At 60.8% G+C, this 19,696-nt stretch carries 20 protein-coding genes; 6 read left to right on the forward strand and 14 right to left on the reverse strand.

The features are described 5' to 3' along the window. Window positions 1-200: 200 nt before the first annotated feature. The 5 genes from ACZRMO_RS27715 to ACZRMO_RS27735 form a co-directional block, all read right to left on the reverse strand. A complete protein-coding gene (locus ACZRMO_RS27715) occupies window positions 201-557 on the reverse strand; it encodes a DUF1493 family protein (protein WP_124526206.1) in 357 nt (118 codons plus the stop codon). A gap of 269 nt (window positions 558-826) precedes the next feature. Continuing rightward, entirely contained in the window at window positions 827-1,462 is a 636-nt protein-coding gene (locus ACZRMO_RS27720; protein WP_463974976.1) for a DUF1493 family protein, read from the reverse strand. After that, window positions 1,459-1,950: a hypothetical protein gene (locus ACZRMO_RS27725; RefSeq protein WP_463974977.1), complete on the reverse strand. Its 492-nt coding sequence runs from the start codon at window positions 1,948-1,950 to the stop codon at window positions 1,459-1,461. The genes ACZRMO_RS27720 and ACZRMO_RS27725 overlap by 4 nt, the downstream gene beginning before the upstream one ends. A 311-nt stretch (window positions 1,951-2,261) precedes the next feature. After that, window positions 2,262-2,861, reverse strand: a complete 600-nt coding sequence (locus ACZRMO_RS27730; RefSeq protein ID WP_463974978.1) for a putative adenosine monophosphate-protein transferase Fic — start codon at window positions 2,859-2,861, stop codon at window positions 2,262-2,264. Then, window positions 2,861-3,031, reverse strand: coding sequence for a YhfG family protein (locus ACZRMO_RS27735; protein ID WP_017737561.1), 171 nt, complete (start codon window positions 3,029-3,031; stop codon window positions 2,861-2,863). The genes ACZRMO_RS27730 and ACZRMO_RS27735 overlap by 1 nt, the downstream gene beginning before the upstream one ends. 175 nt (window positions 3,032-3,206) lie before the next feature. Between ACZRMO_RS27735 and ACZRMO_RS27740 the strand changes: the two genes are divergently transcribed. Next, window positions 3,207-4,382, forward strand: a complete 1,176-nt coding sequence (locus ACZRMO_RS27740; RefSeq protein ID WP_124526201.1) for a tetratricopeptide repeat protein — start codon at window positions 3,207-3,209, stop codon at window positions 4,380-4,382. Between the two features lie 64 nt (window positions 4,383-4,446). Here ACZRMO_RS27740 and ACZRMO_RS27745 read toward each other — a convergent pair whose 3' ends face one another. Next, window positions 4,447-5,508 carry a S8 family peptidase gene (locus ACZRMO_RS27745; protein WP_463974979.1) on the reverse strand — a complete coding sequence of 354 codons (1,062 nt, stop codon included), beginning with the start codon at window positions 5,506-5,508 and terminating at the stop codon, window positions 4,447-4,449. A 165-nt stretch (window positions 5,509-5,673) separates the two neighbouring features. Here ACZRMO_RS27745 and ACZRMO_RS27750 point away from each other — a divergent pair, with 165 nt between their 5' ends. Both ACZRMO_RS27750 and ACZRMO_RS27755 read left to right on the forward strand, forming a co-directional pair. After that, complete coding sequence (locus ACZRMO_RS27750; RefSeq protein WP_463974980.1) at window positions 5,674-7,611, forward strand: RecQ family ATP-dependent DNA helicase; 1,938 nt, start codon at window positions 5,674-5,676, stop codon at window positions 7,609-7,611. A gap of 23 nt (window positions 7,612-7,634) precedes the next feature. After that, on the forward strand, window positions 7,635-8,066 hold the full coding sequence (locus ACZRMO_RS27755; RefSeq protein ID WP_463974981.1) for an acyl-CoA thioesterase: 432 nt from the start codon (window positions 7,635-7,637) through the stop codon (window positions 8,064-8,066). Between the two features lie 158 nt (window positions 8,067-8,224). Here ACZRMO_RS27755 and ACZRMO_RS27760 read toward each other — a convergent pair whose 3' ends face one another. The 4 genes from ACZRMO_RS27760 to ACZRMO_RS27775 form a co-directional block, all read right to left on the reverse strand. Beyond that, window positions 8,225-8,698 carry a glycine zipper domain-containing protein gene (locus tag ACZRMO_RS27760; RefSeq protein WP_017737565.1) on the reverse strand — a complete coding sequence of 158 codons (474 nt, stop codon included), beginning with the start codon at window positions 8,696-8,698 and terminating at the stop codon, window positions 8,225-8,227. Between the two features lie 201 nt (window positions 8,699-8,899). After that, window positions 8,900-11,248 (reverse strand): FdhF/YdeP family oxidoreductase, encoded by a 2,349-nt coding sequence (locus tag ACZRMO_RS27765; protein ID WP_463974982.1) that lies wholly within the window; start codon window positions 11,246-11,248, stop codon window positions 8,900-8,902. Then, a complete protein-coding gene (gene fdhD, locus ACZRMO_RS27770; protein ID WP_463974983.1) occupies window positions 11,245-12,084 on the reverse strand; it encodes a formate dehydrogenase accessory sulfurtransferase FdhD in 840 nt (279 codons plus the stop codon). Before fdhD ends, ACZRMO_RS27765 begins: the two co-directional genes overlap by 4 nt. 97 nt (window positions 12,085-12,181) lie before the next feature. Continuing rightward, a complete protein-coding gene (locus ACZRMO_RS27775) occupies window positions 12,182-13,069 on the reverse strand; it encodes a LysR family transcriptional regulator (RefSeq protein WP_017737568.1) in 888 nt (295 codons plus the stop codon). 132 nt (window positions 13,070-13,201) lie between these two features. Between ACZRMO_RS27775 and lysM the strand changes: the two genes are divergently transcribed. Next, on the forward strand, window positions 13,202-13,642 hold the full coding sequence (lysM, locus tag ACZRMO_RS27780) for a peptidoglycan-binding protein LysM (protein ID WP_159932444.1): 441 nt from the start codon (window positions 13,202-13,204) through the stop codon (window positions 13,640-13,642). 109 nt (window positions 13,643-13,751) lie between these two features. Here the strand turns inward: lysM and yrfG are convergent, their stop codons facing one another. Then, the gene (gene yrfG, locus ACZRMO_RS27785) at window positions 13,752-14,414 is read right to left on the reverse strand and encodes a GMP/IMP nucleotidase (protein WP_463974984.1); all 663 of its coding nucleotides are present in this window, start codon (window positions 14,412-14,414) and stop codon (window positions 13,752-13,754) included. An 87-nt stretch (window positions 14,415-14,501) separates the two neighbouring features. On the opposite strand from yrfG, the gene nudE reads away from it, so the two are divergent. Together nudE and cysQ are read left to right on the forward strand one after the other, a co-directional pair. Continuing rightward, window positions 14,502-15,068 (forward strand): ADP compounds hydrolase NudE, encoded by a 567-nt coding sequence (gene nudE, locus ACZRMO_RS27790; RefSeq protein WP_124526194.1) that lies wholly within the window; start codon window positions 14,502-14,504, stop codon window positions 15,066-15,068. Beyond that, entirely contained in the window at window positions 15,065-15,901 is an 837-nt protein-coding gene (cysQ, locus tag ACZRMO_RS27795; protein WP_463974985.1) for a 3'(2'),5'-bisphosphate nucleotidase CysQ, read from the forward strand. The genes nudE and cysQ overlap by 4 nt, the downstream gene beginning before the upstream one ends. Window positions 15,902-16,055: 154 nt before the next feature. On the opposite strand, the gene ACZRMO_RS27800 is transcribed toward cysQ, so the two are convergent. The 3 genes from ACZRMO_RS27800 to ACZRMO_RS27810 are packed head-to-tail and all read right to left on the reverse strand — an operon-like array spanning window position 16,056 to window position 19,689. Next, complete coding sequence (locus tag ACZRMO_RS27800; protein ID WP_463974986.1) at window positions 16,056-16,511, reverse strand: YiiD C-terminal domain-containing protein; 456 nt, start codon at window positions 16,509-16,511, stop codon at window positions 16,056-16,058. Continuing rightward, window positions 16,508-17,884: a sigma-54-dependent transcriptional regulator gene (locus tag ACZRMO_RS27805; RefSeq protein WP_124526191.1), complete on the reverse strand. Its 1,377-nt coding sequence runs from the start codon at window positions 17,882-17,884 to the stop codon at window positions 16,508-16,510. Before ACZRMO_RS27805 ends, ACZRMO_RS27800 begins: the two co-directional genes overlap by 4 nt. Beyond that, on the reverse strand, window positions 17,881-19,689 hold the full coding sequence (locus tag ACZRMO_RS27810; RefSeq protein ID WP_124526190.1) for a sensor histidine kinase: 1,809 nt from the start codon (window positions 19,687-19,689) through the stop codon (window positions 17,881-17,883). The genes ACZRMO_RS27805 and ACZRMO_RS27810 overlap by 4 nt, the downstream gene beginning before the upstream one ends. Window positions 19,690-19,696 lie beyond the last annotated feature (7 nt).

The raw sequence follows: 19,696 nt of genomic DNA on the forward strand, positions 1-19,696 counted from the left end.
AGCAGGCCTCACAGCTACAACGACTACCGGTCGCCGGTCGCGAAGGAAAGGTTGGCGGCATGAACCTTAATCGGTGTCCAAGATTACTTGACCAGTTCAGCTTGCTCGCGAATGCGGTGGGTCAGATATAAATTCAGTGACTGACCCACCGCTTTCGCGAGCAAGCCCGCTCCCACAGTAAGTGCTCTGTGTTGTTGAGGTCAGCTGAGGTTTTCCAGGGTTTGCGTGTCCCAGCTGTGGGTTTTGATCGCCAGGTACAACATGCCGATGGTCAGCGGGATTTTGTCGCCGCGACCCTTGGCGCGGTGCTTCAGGAAGACATCGAACACCGGCGGGTTGAAGTAACGATAGGCGTCGTAGTCGCCCATATCGAGGGCAAACTCCTCCTCCACGGCTTCCATGAACTGCTTGGCCTCCGCGCCGTCGCAACCGAGGTCGAAGTTGATCGAGGTTTGCAGGCGCAGGGTCTTGTGTTTCGGCAGGCCGATTTCTTCGTGCAGCAGTTGCAGGAGTTGCTGCATGGCGAGGTCTTCGGGGAAGTCGGCGGCGAGGTTCATGGTGGGGGCACGCAGGAGTGGGTGAGGGGGATGGTCGCTTTGCAGGCGGTATTTGTTGCGGGTGATGAAGAGTGCCAAGCCTATCAAGAATACGAAGACAGGTAGGAAGGGCATTCTGAGAATCACCGCCACGTAGGGTAGTAGGAACGTCAAAGTGAGCCCGGTCACGAGAAATGTGAGTGCGAAACGCTTTCTGAGGGTGGGGTCTGTGATTTGTAGATGCAGCAGCAAGTAAAGGCCGAGGAAAAAGGCTGTTTGCAGATAGATACTCATGACGACGGGTAACCGATTGCTTCGAGCGTCTCAGAGTCCCAGCGTTTGGCTTTGATGGCTTGGTAGAGCATGTTGATGGTGAGTGGCGTCTTGCCTTCGCACCCTCTTTCTACATATCGCAAATAGACGTCGAAACCTCGGCGCTTGAAGTAGCGGTTGCTTTTATAGTCACCGAGTTTCAAACCGAAATCTTGTTTCAGCGCTGCCATCAATCGTCTGGCCTCGCTACTGCTACAGCCGAGGTCGTGGTTGATTGAGGTATTGAGGTTAATGGCCTGGTGCTTGGGCAGGCCCACATCTTCATGTATGAGTTGCAGAAGATGAAGCATGAGGAGGTCGTCTGGGAAATCGGCGGCCAAGTTAAGCGTGGGTGCCACAAGCAGTGGGTGAGCGGATTGGGTTCGATTGTAGCGGTGTCGGTCCAGGAACAGTCCCGAACCTAATAGGACTGCACCTATCGGCACGCTGGGCAACTGGGCTTCGTGTGCCCAGTAAGGGAGCCATATTGCACAGGCTAGCCCTGTGGCTAGCAGAGACAAACCGACATACTTCCTTAGGCTTTGCGCGCGTATTTTGTTGTCGATGACAACGTTCAGCACGATAAAAATCAGCCACTGCAGGTACTCCATCATTGGGTGATGCCCCCCATGAATGGGATAACCATTGCAGACATGGAGCGCTGGGGGCCTATCCCACCTTCGACCTGCGCTTCAATTCCAATAACCACATCACTTGCGTGATAGGTGCGAATGAAGCTTTTGGTGATTACTCCCACCGTTGTGGCAGCGGCGCGTGCCACGGGTTTTGAAAATGGGTGAATTGGCGCGCTGAAAGCCCCCGCTAGCAACAAAGCGATGATGGTCCCGCGCTCATTGAACAGGTCCGCCTGCTGTCGGGTTAGCGGTTTGGTGATCGCGATAGTCATCATGCAAGGCAAATCACGAGCAAGCATTTTTCCGTAGAGATCCACCAGTTGTTGGCGGACCTCATTTGCGGACGCGCCAGCTTCTAGTAGGCAGAGGTTTGCCAGCGCGTTCCGATCGGCAGGTAAAACGGTAACGCGCAGCACGGTGAAAGTGACGCCGTAGTGGCCGATGTATTGAGTCCTTTCGATGTTCATAGGGTGTTGTCCAGGCCGTGGAAAGGGCGCTAGTTTCGGACAGGCGAATATGGGTTTTGTAGAGGGGCGCGTGAGTGTTTTAAGCAGTTTCAGACGTGGATGTCACGGTGTTTGGAGGTTTCTTACAGCGGCGGCCGGCGTTGGCAGCTTGGCAGTGATTTCACAGGAAAAACGCGCCAACTGTGGGAGCCGGGCTTGCCCGCGATGGCGGTGGGTCAGGTAGGGAATTATCGGCTGATACACCGCGATCGCAGCGGTGCGACGACTCGACAAGCCAGCTCCCACAGGTTCAGCGGTGTGGCTGGGAGCGATCAACTGCTGGCAGGCCTGCTGATACACCGCTCAAAAATCGCCTCCAAACCGCGGTAATCACACGCCACCGCATCAATATTCGCCGGTACCCAGGCGGCGTGTTTCACCAGCCACCAGTTCACTGAAAACCCCGCATTCACAATGATCTGTTCAAACAAGATTCGCTGTGCCCGGCCGTTGCCTTCGCGGAAGGGGTGGATGACGTTGAGGTCGCCGTACGCCTCGGCAATCTGCGTTATCAGCTCGGCCTGAGTCGCGCCCACGTACCAGTTGGCCGCTTCCATATGCCCGATGATTTTCGCCGCTTCCGGTGGGATGCGTTCCGGGGTGCAGAACAGGGTGTCGCCTTTCTGGATATTGACGCTGCGCAGCTCGCCGGCCCAGTCGTAGAGGTCGCCGAACAGGACGCGGTGGATGTATTGCAGGCGATCGAGGTCGTAGGGCGGTGGGAAGAGGGGGAGGTTGCCTACGGCGATTTCGGAGAGTTCCCGCTCAGCCTGGTGCAGGCGGGCTTCGTCGTGCAAATCGAGGCGGTTGCGCAGCACGCTGCTACCGGGATAGCAGTACGGGTCCTGGCCCACTCCATATTTGTCGAGCATCAGCGTGGGGTGTCGCGGTACTTGGCAAGGACGGCTTCGCGGGTCGGCAAGGGTTTGTCGACGTCGGCCGGTTGGGTATCGAACCCTTCCAGGCGCAGGCTGGCCAGGTAATTGGACCGGCGTATCTTGTGGTAATGATCCTGTTTTTGCTCAAACGTCAGTTCGCTCATTGCAGCGTACTCCTGGGTGGCAAGGCTTGATTGTAGCGCAATGCTTCCAAGGGCAGGCGCGATAAAAACCACGTCACATTTTGTACAAAAAAACTGCCAGCTCGCTGAATTCAGCGTATGTTGCAGCGCAAAATCTTGTAGGGCGATTCCGCCCACTACTTAAAGGGAGTTAAGCATGGGTTTGCTTCGTGTCGCCTCGGCGATGTCATTGTGTGCAGTAGCGTTTTCAGTCCAGGCCGAACAGTTGCCGATTGAAGTGCTCAGCGCAGTGGTCAAGGACCAGAAAATCGCCGACGCCGAAGTGCTGCTGCAACGCAACGGCGCACAAAACGTAGTGGGCCGCACCAACGCCCAAGGCCAGGTGGTCCTCACCAGCGCAGCCGCCGATGATGGCAGTAGCCTGTTGATCATCAAAAAACCTGGCTATTCCAACCTGGTGGTGAAGTGCCCGTGCAAGGGCATGACCTACGCGATCAGCCCGGTAATGGAAAACCTCGACGGACTGCGCGTCGTGCTGACCTGGGGTCGCAACCCTTCCGATCTCGACTCCCACATGATCTTCCCGGGCAACAACATCTACTACGCCAGCAAAAAGGGCACTGATGCCGAGTTGGACGTGGATGACACCGACAGCTACGGCCCGGAAACCATCACCCTGCAGAAAAAACACTACGGCGAAAGCTACGTGTATGCCGTGCATGACTACTCCAACCAGTCCTACCCGAATTCGAGCCAGCTGTCCGACAGCGAAGCCAAGGTGTTCGTGTACATGGGGCAATCCCTGGTACGTACTTACTACGTACCGAAAAACCGCACTGGCAACCTGTGGACCGTGTTTCGCATGACCGGCAGCGGCGACTTCCAGGACATCAACAGCTTCACCGGCGTCACCGTGGATGCGGCGAATGTGCTGAACGAAGTCAAACCGTTGCTGGACGACAGCGTGGCCGTCACCGAAGTGGTCGTCAGCTCTTCCGTACAGGCTGATGCGAAGAAGCTGAACCTGAAAGGTGAAGCGGCCTACCAGGCGGGTAACCTGGACCAGGCGATTGACTACTTCCGCCAGGCTATCGATCTGGATAACAGCTTCGGCAAGGCTTACGGCAACCTGGGCTTGGCCTATCAGAAGGCCGGCAACACTGCCGAGTCGATCTGGGCCAACCGCAAGGCCATCGCTTTGGCGTCGGGCGCGAATGCTGCAACCGTGCGTGCCGGGTCTTACTACAACATTGCGCGGATCTATGAAGCGGCCGGGCAGTTCCAGGATGCGTTGCGTCACTACCAGTTGGCCAAGGAGCAGAAGGCCAATCCGGTGTATGACACGGCGATTGAGCGTGTGAAAAACCGCTGATCGTCAACGCCCTACGCTTTATCGACAACGCGCCCTGGTGGCGCGTTGTTTGTTTGGGCGGCGGTTACAGGCGTGAGGCCGCTTCCAGGTCCATCAACCCGCGCCCATAGGCTTCGCTGTTGGCGTAGATGCCTGTTCGATTGGCGGTGTTGAGCAAGCGCTCGCGGACCTGTTGTGGCGTCATTTCAGGAAAGCGGCTTTGTAACGCGGCCAGTGCGCCGCTGACCAATGCAGCGGCTGGCGAGGTGCCGGCGGTTGGTCCATAGCTGCCGTCTTTGTGAGTGGTCAACAACCCTGCGCCACCATCGCCACCCGGCACGGCGATGCACCAGCGTGCAGCCAGGCCGCAATAATTGGATTTGAGATTGATGGCCGTGCCGTCGTTCTTGAGCGCCATCACGGCAATCCAGCCTTTTTCCAGTTCGGGTACCAGCGTTGGCAGGCCAGGCTCGGCCAGGGGCTCACGCTTGATTTCATTGCCCGTGGAGAAGACAAACACTGCACCCTCTGCCACCAGCTTTTTCGCCACGTTCAGCGAGTCCCCCATCAAGCGTTCATACACGGGGATTTCATTGGTGTTGGCTTCGATGGGGTTTGCCCATGAGTTGCTGAAAATGCGTGCGCCTTTGGCGTATGAGAGGGACCAGGCCTGGGCGATTTCACTGTCGAAGTAGAACGGCTCCTTGTCATCGCCAAAGCGCATGGGAATGAGCTGTGCGTTGAAGGCAATCCCATGCATGCCCTGGTCATTCTTGTTGGCGGCGAGAATGCCGGCCATCTGCGTGCCATGGCCCTTGATATCCACCGTGCCAGGTTGTTGGCGGACAAAGTCGTAGCCTGGGTCGGCCACTCGATCGTGGAATTCGGGCAACCCCTGGTTGAGGCCCGAGTCGATCAGCGCCACTTTCACGCCCTGGCCGGTGCCGCCCCGTGCGTAGAGGGCCGAGGCCTTGACGATGGGCAGGGCTTTTTCCGCGAGGTATTCGTGGGTTTCGAAGGTGCGGGTGTCCGGGGCGGCAGGCAGGGGTTTGGGCGGTGTAGTGCAACCGAGCAGAATCAAAGGCAACGCGAGCAGGCCGAGGCGTTGCAGTGACAGCATGGGCTTGGGATGGTGGCATTGAGGCATTCACGACTCCTTGTCGGGGTAGGTGATCAAGCGTGCTACTGTCTGCGTTTTTGCGCGGGTCTGCTGGTTTTCTCTGTATCAGTTTGTAGCGTTATATCCCCGACTTTTTCCAGGCCGCTGGTCTATGTTTTTGACGTGTTCAGCGGTCAACGGAGTGACAGTTCCATGCACGAAACCCTTCAGCAGGTCTTTGGTTATCCACAGTTTCGTTTGGGCCAGGAAGAAACGGTCAGCGCCGTGCTGGCCGGCCGTTCTGCGGCCGCGATTTTCCCCACCGGCTCGGGTAAGTCCCTGTGCTACCAACTGTCGGCAGTGCTGCTGCCGCACCTGACGCTGGTGGTGTCGCCGTTGTTGGCGTTGATGCAGGACCAGTTGGGTTTTCTGCAACACCATGGCATTTCAGCGGGCAGCATCGACTCGGCGCAGAGCCGCGAAGACGCCAATGACGTGATGGCCCGTGCGCGTTCGGGGGAGTTGAAGATCCTGATGATTTCCGTGGAGCGCTTGAAGAACGAGCGCTTTCGCAACTTCCTGCAAAGCGTGCAGATTTCGCTGTTGGTGGTGGACGAGGCGCACTGTATTTCCGAATGGGGCCACAACTTCCGCCCGGACTATTTGAAGCTGCCGGACTACCAGCGTCAGTTCAATATCCCACAAGCCTTGCTGTTGACGGCTACAGCAACGCCAGAGGTGATTGCCGACATGCAGGCGAAGTTCGCCATCGCGCCGGACGATGTGGTCACCACAGGCTTCTACAGGCCCAATCTCAACTTGCTGGTGGAGCCAGTCAGTGGGGCGGACAAGCGCCGACGCCTGGTGCAGTGGATGAGCGAGCGGGCGAACCAGCCGAGCATCGTCTACGTGACCCTGCAAAAAACCGCCGAGCAGATTGCCGAGCACCTCAATCGCAATGGCATCCAGGCTGAGGCCTATCACGCTGGCCTGCCTCACGATAAACGCGAGGGTATCCAGCAGCGCTTCATGGGTGGGCGTTCCAATTGCATCGTCGCCACCATCGCGTTTGGCATGGGCATCGACAAGAGTGATATCCGCAATGTGGTGCACTTCGACCTGCCCAAATCCATCGAGAACTACAGCCAGGAGATCGGCCGCGCGGGGCGTGATGGGCAGCCGTCCGATTGCCTGGTGCTGGCCAACCGCGACAGCCTCAACGTGCTGGAAAACTTCGTGTATGGCGATACGCCGGAGCAGGACGGCATTCGCCGTGTGCTGGAGGAGTTGCAGGCGGCGCGGGGTGAGGGGCAGTGGGAGTTTCTGCTGCGCTCGCTGTCGGACCACAGCAACATCCGCGAGCTGCCGCTGAAGACGCTGTTGGTGCAGTTGGAGCTCAAGGGTGTGATTGCGCCACGCTACGCGTTTTATGCGGAATACCGCTTCAAGTACCTGATCGAGCCCGATGCGTTGTTGGCAAGGTTTAGCGGCGAGCGGCAGCAGTTTGTCGCGGCGATCGTCGAGGTGTGCAAGCGTGCCAGGACCTGGGCCACGGTGGATTTCGAGGCGCTGTATCAACAGCACAACGCCGGACGCGACCGCGTGGTGAAAGCCCTGGATTACTTCCAGGAACAGGGCCTGATCGAGTTGGAAAGCAAGCAGATGACCGAGGTCTACAACCTGCTGGACACGGATTTTGATCCACAGGTGATGAGCGCCGAGTTATACACAGGCTTCAAGCGACATGAGGTCGGCGAGGTGGCGCGGATTCACGCCATGCTCGACCTGTTCGCCACCGAGCACTGCCTGGGGCAGCGCCTGGCGCAATATTTTGGCGATGAAAACGCGCCGCTGCGCTGCGGGCATTGCTCGGTCTGCCATGGTGATGTTGCGCACTTGCCGGCGCCGCCAGCGTTGCCGCCGCTTGTGGATAAAAACTTCATGGGGCTGTGCGGTGATTTTATCCACAGGCATCATCAGCACACCGGGCAACTGCCCGAAGCGGAACGCCTGACGCGGTTCCTCGGCGGGATCAGCGTGCCGTTGTTTACCAAGTTGAAGGCGCGGGGTATTCCGGGTTTTGCTGCGCTGGAAGACTATCCGTATGCCGAGGTACGCGAATGGGCCGAAGCCCATTTGCAGGACCTTTAAACCCCCTACACGAGATGCGCCCGATGCCCGACTCAGTGCCACAACGTGCCGACTACCTTCACTTCCAGCCGATCATCACGCGCTGGCACGACAATGATGTGTATGGGCATGTGAACAATGTCACCTACTACAGCTTCTTCGACACGGCGGTGAACACCTACCTGATCGAGCAGGGAGGTCTGGATATTCATGACGGCAAGGTGGTGGGCTTTGTGGTGAGCTCGGCGTGTGACTACTTTGCGTCGATCGCCTTTCCCGAGCGCATTGATATCGGCCTGCGGGTGGGCAAGTTGGGCAATAGTTCAGTGCAATACGAGTTGGCAGTGTTCAAGGCGGGCGAAGACGACGCCTGCGCGGCGGGGCGCTTTGTGCATGTGTTTGTGGAGCGCGGGTCGAACCAGCCGGTGGCGATTGCGGGGGTGTTGCGCGAGGCGTTGCAGCGGTTGGTGGTTTGAGCCGACCCCATAAGCACCGCAGAACTAAATGTGGGAGCGGGCTTGCTCGCGAATGCGGAGTATCAGACGACACATCAGTGACTGACCCACCGCATTCGCGAGCAAGCCCGCTCCCACACAAGCCCATTCCACATTGGGTCTGTGGTGTGCTTTAGATCTTACCGGTGACGGTAGTGATGCTTGTTCTTGCGATGCCCGTAAGCATGCCCACGGCCACGATGGTCATCACGATCGTAACGACGGTTGTCGCGCGAACGGCGATCATCGTCGTCGCTCTTGTTGCCCATGTAGTTACCCAGCGCACCACCTGCACCACCGCCGGCGGCTGCGCCGATCAGGCTGCCGGTGCTGCCGCCGACACTGCGGCCGACCACGTTACCGCCGGCTGCGCCCAATGCGCCGCCAATGGCCGCTTCGCCACGGCTGCGTTTGTCGGCACCGACCGCACTACCACCTGCGCCGCCCAGGGCTGCGCCGATGGTCGAGCCGGTGTTGCCGCCGAGCTGCTGGCCAACAACCGAACCTAGAACCCCGCCCAATGCGCCGCCTACACCGGCTTCGGTGGTGCCACCGGCCATGGCTGCGCCACTGACCAGGCCAAGGGACAACAAGAGAATCGAGGAGAACTTCATTCAGGGAAACCTCAAGGGGATGACGGCGCGATCCTGAGGCTGTATCGACATTGTGACAATAGAAATCCGACCAGTAACACGAGTTGTGCACAATTAGCTAAGTTATTGTTTTAGCTAGGGAACTTAAGTCGGTTTGGTGGGTCTTTAGCTCTTCGGAACGGCCGCTTTTATGCAAAAGCGGCCTTTTTTGTGCCCGCAGATCTACGCCGTGCGCGCCATGATCAAGCCGTTGTCACTTGCGGCTTCCAAACGGATCGCGACGAATTTCGACGTTGGCGTATGGCTGCCATCCCCCGTGCTTTCCAGCGGCACCAGCGGGTTCACTTCCGGGTAGTAGGCGGCTGCCTGCCCCGCCGGAATATCAAACGCCAGCAGGGTGAAGCCCTTCACCCGGCGCTCACGGCCATCTTCCCACAGCGACACGATGTCCGCCTTCTGCCCCGGCTTGAAGCCCAGGCGGATGATGTCGGCTTCGTTGACGAACAACACGTCACGCTGGCCCTTGACCCCACGGTAGCGGTCGTCCAGGCCATAAATCGTGGTGTTGTACTGATCGTGGGAGCGCATCGACTGCATGATCAGGTCCGGCACGCGGCCCGTGGCGTGGGTGCGTTCGTGGATCAGGTCCTTGGGCAGGATGTTCGCGCGGAAATTGGCGCGGCCCGAAGGCGTGTTCCAGCGCCGTGCGCCGGCGGCGTTGCCCAGGTAGAAACCGCCCGGGTTTTTGATCTTCTCGTTGAAGTCCTTGAAGCCTGGAATGGTGTCGGCGATCAGGTCGCGAATACGCCCGTAGTCGGCCACCAGCCAGTTCCAGTCCACCGGCTTGCTACCCAAGGTAGCGGCGGCGATACCGGCCAAGATGGCGGGTTCGGATTTCATCAGCTTCGACAGCGGCTGCAACTGGCCATTGGAACCGTGGACCATGCTGAACGAGTCTTCCACCGTCACCGCTTGCGGGCCATCGGCCTGGATGTCGATGTCGGTGCGGCCCAGGCACGGCAGGATCAGCGCGTCTTTGCCGTGCATCAGGTGGCTGCGGTTGAGCTTGGTGCTGATCTGCACGGTCAGGTCGCAGTTGCGCAGTGCTTGAAAGGTGCGCGGGCTGTCTGGCGTGGCTTGGGCGAAGTTGCCGCCCAGGCCGATAAACACCTTGGAGCGGCCTTCGAGCATGGCGTGGATCGCTTCCACCACGTTGTGGCCGTTTTCGCGCGGCACCTGGAATTGGAAACGACGCTCCAGCGCGTCGAGGAACGCCACCGGTGGCCGTTCGTTGATGCCCATGGTGCGGTCGCCTTGCACGTTGCTGTGGCCACGCACCGGGCACAGGCCGGCGCCGGGGCGGCCGATGTTGCCGCGCAGCAGCATCAGGTTGGCGATTTCCTGGATGGTCGGCACCGAGTGGCGGTGCTGGGTGATGCCCATCGCCCAGCACATGATCACGTTCTTGCCTTTGGCGTACATGCGCGCCGCTTGCTCGATCTCAACCAGGGTCAGGCCGGACTGTTCGACGATTTCATCCCAGGAGGTGTCGTCGATTTTGGCCAGGTAATCCAACACGTTGACCGTGTGTTCGTTGAGGAAGGCGTGGTCAAACACGGCTTCCTTGCCTTCGGCCTGGGCCTGGCGTTCCCACAGCAGCAGGAACTTGGCCATGCCGCGCAGGATGGCCATGTCGCCACCCAGCGCCGGGCGGAAGTAGGCGGTGTTGGTCGGCTTGTCGCCGTTGGTGAGCATTTCCAGCGGGTGCTGCGGGTGCTGGAAGCGTTCCAGGCCGCGCTCTTTCAGCGGGTTGATGCACACCACCTGGGCGCCGCGTGTGACCGCTTCGCGCAGCGGTTCGAGCATGCGCGGGTGGTTGGTACCGGGGTTCTGGCCCCAGACGAAGATGGCGTCGGCATGTTCAAAATCGTCAAAGGTCACGGTGCCTTTACCCACGCCCACGCTTTGCGCCAGGGCGACGCCGCTGGCTTCGTGGCACATGTTCGAGCAATCCGGGAAGTTGTTGGTGCCAAACGAACGCACAAACAGTTGATACAGATACGCCGCTTCGTTGCTGGCGCGACCCGAGGTGTAGAACTCGGCCATGTCCGGGCTGGGCAGGGCGTTGAGGTGCTTGCCCACCAGGTCGAACGCGGCTTCCCAGCTAATGGGCTGGTAGCGGTCGGTTTCGGCGTCGTAGCGCATCGGCTCGGTGAGGCGACCCTGGTACTCCAGCCAATAGTCGCTTTGTGCAATCAGCGAAGTGACGCTGTGCTTGGCGAAAAACGCCGCATCCACACGGCGCTTGGTGGCTTCCCAGTTGACCGCCTTGGCGCCGTTTTCGCAGAACTTGACCATGCCGCTTTCCGGCGAGTCGCCCCAGGCGCAGCCCGGGCAGTCGAAGCCGCCGTTCTGGTTGGTCTTGAGCATCATGCGCAGGTTTTTCAGGGCGTTGTCGCTGGTCAGCCAGGCCTGCGCCACGCTGATCAGCGCGCCCCAGCCGCCGGCCGCACCTTTGTAGGGTTTGTAGCGTGGGGTTGGGGTTTGGTCGGCTTGGTTATGATTGCTCACGGCTGGTTCTCCATCGCAGGGCTGTAGACCCGCGGCGCACTTTTCTGCGGCAGGTGGATGAGATTGAGGTTATGCCGGCGCGCCCATTGCAGGGCCAGGCCGGTGGGCGACGACAGGCTGACCAGGGTCTGGATGCCCGCGCGCAGGACTTTCTGGATCAGCTCGAGGCTGCAACGGCTGGTGACAATCGCCAGGCCGCCGTCGGTCGGAATCTTTTGGCGGATCAGCGCGCCGATCAATTTATCCAGGGCGTTATGCCGGCCGATGTCTTCGCGGCCCAGCAGCAATTCGCCTCGGTTGTTCATAAACACGGCGGCATGCACGGCGCCGCTGTACTGGCCCAGAGGTTGAAACGCGCTGATGCGCTGGCGCAGGCCGTCGAGCCATTCGGCGGGCGGGAGCGGTGCGCCAGGCAGCACTTGCAGGTCAGGCAGGGCTTGTTCCACCGCTTCCACGCCGCACAGGCCACAGCCGCTGGTACCGGCCAACTGGCGGCGCTGCTGCTTGAGGTTCCAGAACGCACGGCTGGAAATCTGCACCTGGGCGTATTGGGCTGAGCCGGAACCACTGAGTTTCAGGTCATAAATGTCGCTAACGTCGGCGATAATGCCGCTGCCGAGGCTGAAGCCAACGATAAAGTCTTCCAGGTCGGTGGGCGTCACCAGCATGACTGCCTGGCTGATGTCGTTATAGGCAATCGCCAACGCCACTTCTTCCGCCAGCGCGGTGCTGGCGACTTCGGTGTGTTCGAGATTGCAAAACTGATAGCTCTGGCTGGCGGCCGGCGCGGGTGTATCAAGGGCGGGCGCCGCGCAGACTGGACGCTTGGCGTTCATGGGGCAATACCACCGGCGGATTGATCAGTGTTTAGACTAGGCGCGACAAAGCGTCGCGTCTAATTGCCAGTACTGATCTACCGATAGATGACGTCGATCAAGACGGGTTTTGCGATTTCTGAAACAGCGCGAAGCACGCCTCGGCCAACGCCGAACGCGGTGCGCTGCGGCGCATGATCAGCCCGAGGCGCGCCAGGGTGTGGGCGTCTTCGATCGGTTGCAGGCGCAAATGCTCGGTCAGCGCGTCCAGGCCACCGTCCAGTGGCATCACCGCGCAACACAGGCCGCCGTGCACAGCTTGTAACAACTGATGGACGGCGTCGGTTTGCAGCAGCGGTTGCGGGTTGAGCCCACGGCTGTGGAAGTTGTGGTCGATGGATTGGCGAAAGTGCATGCCGCTGGTGAGCATGCCCAAGGGCAATTCCGTCAGGGCCTCCCAGCTCAGGGGTTTATCGCCAAAGCTGAAGAAGCGCTGGTCGTAGAGCAGGCCCATACGGGTTTCGCCCAGGGCCAGCGAATCGAAGCGTTCATTGTCCAGGCGCTCCAGGTAGGACACGCCCAGGTCCAGGCGATTGCTCGCCAGCTGTTCAAGGATTTGCTCGGAGCTGAGCGCCGACAACTCAAAGCGCAGGCTGGGGTGCTCTTTATGCAGTTGTTGCATCAGGGCCAGCGGATCAAAGCTCGACAGCGGCACCACACCCAGGCGCAACGTACCGACCAGGTTGCCGCGACAGGCGGCGGCTTCGGCCTGCAAGCCGTCGTAGGCAGCCAGCACGGTGCGCGCCCAGGCCAGCACGCGTTCACCGGGGGCGGTAAACCCTTCGAAGCGCTGGCCGCGGTTGACCAACGGCAGGTCCAGTTCTTCTTCAAGGCTGCGCAGGCGCATCGACAGGGTCGGCTGGGTAATGTGGCAACGTGCCGCGGCTTGGCCGAAGTGACGGGTTTCGTCGAGGGCGATGAGGAATTTCAGCTGTTTGATGTCCATCTTCGCTCCAGGGCTTATTCCAATGGCGGGGGGATTCTAGCGCGTTTGGGTCTTTGGCCGGGCTGGAACCCAAATCCGTGGGACTGGTCTAGTCTTGGGCATCTGGAACTCAAATCCCAAGGAGAACGCACTATGAGCATTTTCAGCTTTATCAAGGAAGCCGGCGAAAAGATTGTCGACCTGTTGACGCCGGGTAATGCCAACGCCAGTGAGCAGTTGAAGGACCACGTGTCCAAGGTCGGTCTGGGGAATCCGAATGTGCAGACCACGGTGGATGGCGACAAGGTGACCGTGACTGGTGAAGTGGCCAGCCAGGAAGAGAAAGAGAAGATCCTGCTGGCGTTGGGCAATATTGCCGGTGTGGCCAGTGTGGATGATCAGATCACAGTGTCGGGCCCAGCGGTGGCTGCCGCGCGTTTTGTCGTGGTGAAGAAGGGCGACACGCTGAGTGCGATTTCCCTGGCGGTGTATGGCAACGCCAATCTGTACAACAAGATTTTCGAGGCGAACAAGCCGCTGTTGTCACACCCGGACAAAATTTACCCAGGGCAGACGCTGCGTATTCCTGAGTAACACGCGGACCAAAATGTGGGAGCGGGCTTGCTCGCGAAGGCGGAGTGTCAGTCACCAGATCAATTGACTGATCCACCGCATTCGCGAGCAAGCCCGCTCCCACATTGGGTCAGAGTCCGGCAAGGAGTTCTCGGTAGTCTTCAACTGCTTCGAATTCTGCGGTGTCCTTTGGCCCTTTTTTGCTATCCGGCTCTTTCACCGCCAACAAATGCCCCACCCCAAACACCCGCGCACTGCGCAAAATCGGCAAGGTGTCGTCGATAAACAGGCTGCGCGCCGGGTCGAAGCCGATATCGGCTTGCAGGGCATCCCAGAATTGCGGGTTTTCCTTGGCGAAACCGTAGTCGTGGGAGCTGATCAACCGCTCGAAATACGGCGCCAGTTCAATGCGTTCCAACTTCAATGACAGCGAATCACGATGCGCGTTGGTGATCATGATCACGCGCTTGCCGGCCTGCTTGATCGCCGCCAGGAAGGTGTCGGCATCCGGGCGCAGGGCGATGAGGTGGGCGGTTTCCAGCTTGAGTTCGCGCACCGGGAGCTTGAGCTCGGCGCTCCAGAAATCCAGGCAATACCATTGCAACTGTCCGGCGTTACGCTCGAACAGCGGCTGCAATTCCATCTCGGCCATGGCCCGGCTTACCCCGTGCAACTCGGCGTAGCGTTGCGGCAGGTGTTCCATCCAGAAATGGTTGTCGTAATGCAGGTCGAGCAAGGTGCCGTCCATGTCCAGCAGGACGGTGTCGATGGCGTGCCAGGGCAAAGAGGGCATGGGGCGGTCTCATGTAAGTAAAAATATCCGACACAAACAATCGGAAAAGCCACGGTATAGTAACCCGATCACGCCAAGGAGCCGCTTATGCGCCAGAAACCCACCGTCCTCGCCCGCGAAATAGTCGCCAGTAGCCGTTTGTTCCGCGTGGAGGCCGTGCAATTGCGTTTCTCCAATGGCGTTGAGCGGACCTACGAACGCCTGGTGGGCCGCGGTGCCGGCTACGGCGCAGTGATGATCGTGGCGATGCTCGATGACGAGCATGCGGTGCTGGTGGAAGAGTACTGCGGCGGCACCGATGAATATGAACTGTCCCTGCCCAAGGGCCTGATCGAGCCCGGTGAAGACGTCCTGGCGGCGGCCGAACGGGAGCTCAAGGAAGAAGCGGGCTACGGCGCACGTCAGCTGGAATTGATTACCGAACTGTCGTTGTCGCCGGGGTACATGAGCCAGAAAATCCAGGTGGTGCTGGCCACCGACCTCTACGAAGAACGCCTCGAAGGCGATGAGCCTGAGCCGATGCGCGTGGACAAGGTCAACCTGCGCGAGCTGTCGCAGCTTGCGCAAAACGAGCAATTCAGCGAAGGCCGTGCCCTGGCCGCGTTGTATCTGGTACGAGACCTGTTGACCCAGCGTGGAGCGTTTGACGCATGAGCGAATTGTTTTTAGGCCACCCGTTTATCGCCCCGGTGATCGAGCTGGCGCGTCAAGCCGGCGAAGTGATCCTGCCGTACTGGCGCGCCGATGTGGCCGTGACAGCCAAGGCCGATGACTCGCCGGTGACGGCGGCCGACCTGGCGGCGCACCATCTGATCCTCGCCGGGCTGACCGCGCTGGACCCAAGTATCCCGGTGCTGTCCGAAGAAGATGCCGATATCGACCAGAGCATCCGCGCAGGTTGGCAGCGTTGGTGGCTGGTTGATCCGCTGGATGGCACCAAGGAATTTATCGCCGGCAGCGAAGAATTTACCGTCAATATCGCCTTGATCGAACAGGGCCGCGTGGTGTTTGGCGTGGTGTCGATGCCCACCAGTGGGCGGTGTTATTTCGGCGGTGCGGGCCTGGGGGCGTGGCGTTCGGACATGAACGAAGCGCCGAAGCAGATCCAGGTGCGCACGGTCCCGGCGGCGGGTGAAGCGTTCACCGTGGTTGCCAGCCGGCGCCACAGCAGCCCGGAGCAGGAGCGTTTGCTGGCAGGTTTGAGCGAAGGCTTGGGCGAGCTGAAACTGGCGAATATCGGCAGCTCGTTGAAGTTCTGCCTGTTGGCGGAGGGCAGCGCCGATTGCTATCCACGCCTGGCGCCGACGTCGCAGTGGGACACCGCCGCGGCCCAGGGTGTGCTGGAAGGTGCGGGTGGTGAGGTGTTGGAGTTGAGCGGTGTGCCGTTCAGTTATCCGGCGCGGGCATCGTTGTTGAATCCGTTCTTTTTGGCGTTGCCGGCGAAGGCGGCATGGCGCGAACGTTTACTGGCGTTGGCACGCTCCTGAGACTTGCATAAATCAATGTGGGAGCTGGCTTGTGTGGGAGCTGGCTTGCCTGCGATGGCATCACTGCGGTTTAACTGACAGACCGAGGCGCCTGCATCGCAGGCAAGCCAGCTCCCACATAAACCCCTTTCACAGTAGTTTTGTGTGAAGGCTTTCAGCGGTGCAGGACGTATTGGCCAGTGAAGGTTACCGCGCGGTCTTCACTGCCCTCGTTCACAATCCACGTCTCCAGCATCAACCTTGCGCGGCCGTAACGCTTGTACGTCGCCACAAACCGCTTCCACACTTTCTCTTCCGGCGCCTGGCACACCACCACCGCATCCCGGGTAACGGGCAACGGATAACTGATCTGCCCCTCCTGAATCACGATATGCCCGTCTTCAATCCCTTCTTCGCGTAGCTGCAAGTGCAGCCAGCCCCAACCCGCCAGCACCGCGCCGCAATACAGGCTGCCGCCAAACATGGTGCTCTTGTGGTTGATATTGGCCTGCAACGGCAGGTGCAATTGCAGCTGCCCGTGCTGCCAGTCGCGCACTGTGAGGCCCATCTCCCGGGTCAGGGGGATGTCGTGGTGCAGCACGGATTCCAGGTGATCTCTGGCGTGGGTCATTCGTCGTCACCACTTTGGTTGGCAAAGTTCAGGCCGTGCTTGCGCAGTTTGTCGTGCAAGGTTTTGCGTGGCACGCCCAAGGCTTCGGCGAGGCTGCGCATGGAGCTGTGGGGGCGGGTCAGTTCGGCGGCGATCAGGCTTTTTTCGAACTGCTCGACTTGCTCACTCAAGCCGCCCGACGTGGAGGTCAAAACGCTGGCAAAGGGATTGTCCGGCGTGGCGTCCAGCGCCAACTCCAGCCCGAGGGCAAAGCGTTCGGCGGCGTTCTGCAACTCACGCACATTGCCCGGCCAACTGTGGCGCAGCAGCAGCGCACGCTGGCCCGGTTGCAACTCGTGCAGGGTCAGACCATGGCGGCTGCTGGCTTCATCGGCAAAGTGCTGGAACAGCATCAACGCATCTTCACCGCGCTCGCGCAGGGGTGGGATGCGCAGCGAGGCGACGTTGAGGCGGTAATACAAGTCGGCGCGGAAGCGGCCCTGGTCGGCAGACTGGCGCAAGTCTTCCTTGGTGGCGGCGATGATGCGGATATCCAGCGGGATCAGTTGATTGCCACCCAGGCGTTCCACCACGCGCTCTTGCAGCAGGCGCAGCAACTTGACCTGCACATCCAGGCTCATGCTTTCGATTTCATCGAGGAACAGCGTGCCGCCGTTGGCGAATTCGAACTTGCCGATCCGGCGTTTCTGCGCGCCGGTAAACGCGCCAGGCTCGTGGCCGAACAGCTCGCTTTCGACCACCGACTCGGCGAGGGCGCCGGCGTTGATCGCCACAAACGGCCCGCTGCGTCGGCTGGACAGATCGTGCAGCGCCCGCGCGACCACTTCTTTGCCGGCGCCGGTCTCGCCGAGGATCAGCACATCGGCCTTGGTCGCCGCCAGCGCGCCGATCTGCTCGCGCAGGCGCAGCATTTGCGGCGAGTGGCCCACCAGGCGCGTGCTCAGTTGCTGGCGGTCGCTGAGGGCCAGGCGCAGGCTGCGGTTGTCCAGCACCAGGCGGCGCAGGGCCAGGGCGCGGCGCACGCTGTCGAGCAGGGCGTCGCTGGCGAAGGGTTTTTCGAGGAAATCATAGGCGCCCGCACGCATGGCCTGCACCGCCAGCGGCACGTCGCCATGGCCGGTGATCAGCAGCACCGGCAGGTCCGGGTCCTGGCCGTGCAGTTCGGCGAGCAGCTCCAGGCCGTCCATGCCGGGCATGCGGATGTCGCTGACCACCACCCCCGGCCAATCCCGCGACAGGCGCGCGGTGAGGCCGCTGGCTTCGCCCAGGGGCAGGACCTTCAGCCCGGCCAGGTCCAGGGTCTGGCACAGGGCCTGACGCAGGTGTGGATCGTCGTCGATCAACACCACCTGAATCCCGTTGTCGATACTCATACGCTGCGGTCCTCGGACGGTTGCAGACTGACGCCCGGCGAGCCGGCACGCAATTTCAGGGTTAACAGCGCGCCGCCTTCCTTGTGGTTGGCGAACAGCAGTTCGCCGCCAAAGGCACGCATCAAGGTGTCGCAGATCGCCAGGCCGAGGCCAAGGCCCTGGGTACGCGTCTTGGTGGTGTAGAACGGCTCGCTGGCGCGGCCCAGGGCTTCCATGCAAAAGCCCGGGCCGTTGTCGCGAATGTACAGGTTGACGCCCTGTTCGGTGGTTTCGGCACTCAGCCAGAGTTTGCGCGGCGGGCCTTTTTCGGTGAGGGCGTCGAGGGCGTTGGCCAGCAGGTTGCCGAGCACCTGGCGCAGACGGGTTTCGCCGGCCTGTACCCACAACGTCGCCTCGGGCATGTCGCGGATCAGCTCGACTTCCATCGAGCGCCGCCGCTTGGCCAGCAAGGCCAGGGCATCGTCCAGCGCAGGTTGCAGGCCGACGCTTTCCGGGGCATGCCGGTCGCGGCGGGCAAAGGCGCGCAGGTGGGCGATAATCGAGGCCATGCGCCCGGTCAGTTCGCTGATCAGCTTGAGGTTGCCGCGCGCATCGTCGGTGCGCTGGTGGTCGAGGAGGATCTCGGCGTTTTCCGCATAGCTGCGGATTGCCGCCAACGGCTGGTTGAGCTCGTGGCTGATACTTGCCGACATGGTGCCCAGCGCCGACAGTTTGCCCGCCTGCACCAGGTCATCCTGGGCGCGCACCAGTTCCTGCTGCGCCTGTTCGCGTTCCAGCACTTCCTGTTTCAGGCGTCGGTTCAGGCCCTCGAGGTCGCTGGTCCGTTCGACCACCCGCGCTTCCAGCTCGCGACGCGCCTTGGCTTCGAAGGCGATGCGTTCCAGGTAGTGGCGGCGGCGCTGCATCATCAAACCGAGCAACAGCATCAACACCAGCAACGTCGCACCGCCGACGGCGACCACGGTACGCACCGGGCGGTTGATCAAGGATTGCGGCGCGAGGATTTCCACGTTCCAGCCGGTCTCGGCAATCGCCGTGGATTGGCGCAGCCAGGCTGTGGAACTGAGGGTCAGCGGCTGTGGGTCGCGGGTCGGGTAAGGCTGGATGGCAATGATCGCCTGGCGTTCTTCGGCGGTCAGCGGGCGGGTCGCACGGAAGCGCCATTGCGGGCGTGAGGTGAGGATCACCACGCCGTTGTGGTCGGTCACCAGCAGTTGTTCCGGGGTGTTGCCCCACAGGCTTTCGGTGTGGTCCAGGTCGACCTTGACCACCAGCACGCCGATGATGTTATCGCCATCGCGCACGGCGGCGGCGAAGAAGTAGCCGCGTTTGGCCGAGGTGGTACCCAGGCCGAAAAACCGCCCCAGGCGCCCAGCCATGGCTTCGCTGAAATACGGCCGGAAGGAAAAATTGCGCCCGACGAAACTGTCCTGTTTATCCCAGTTCGATGCGGCTAGGGTCTTGCCATGGGTGTCCATCAGGTACATCACCTCCACCCCGGCCTGGGCGGCGACGTCCTTGAGCAACTGGTTGGCGTTGGTCAGGTTGGTGCTGACCTGCGGCGCGTCCAGTGCCGTGCGCAGGGCCGGTAGGTCGCCGAGGATCTGCGGCAGTACCTCAAAGCGGTGCAGGGTGCCGAGCAGGTTGGCGACGTACAGGTCGAGGGTCTGGCGGTTCTGCCCGGCCAGCTCGTTGCGGTAATAACGCTCGGCCAGATGCTCCAGCGGCCATAGCAGCGGCGCCAGGCACAACGCCAACAGGGCGAGGCTGCGCCAGCGGGGTCTTCGCGGGAGGGTTGGAGTCATGGGAGTC

It is taken from the genome of Pseudomonas sp. B611, from assembly GCF_055407965.1.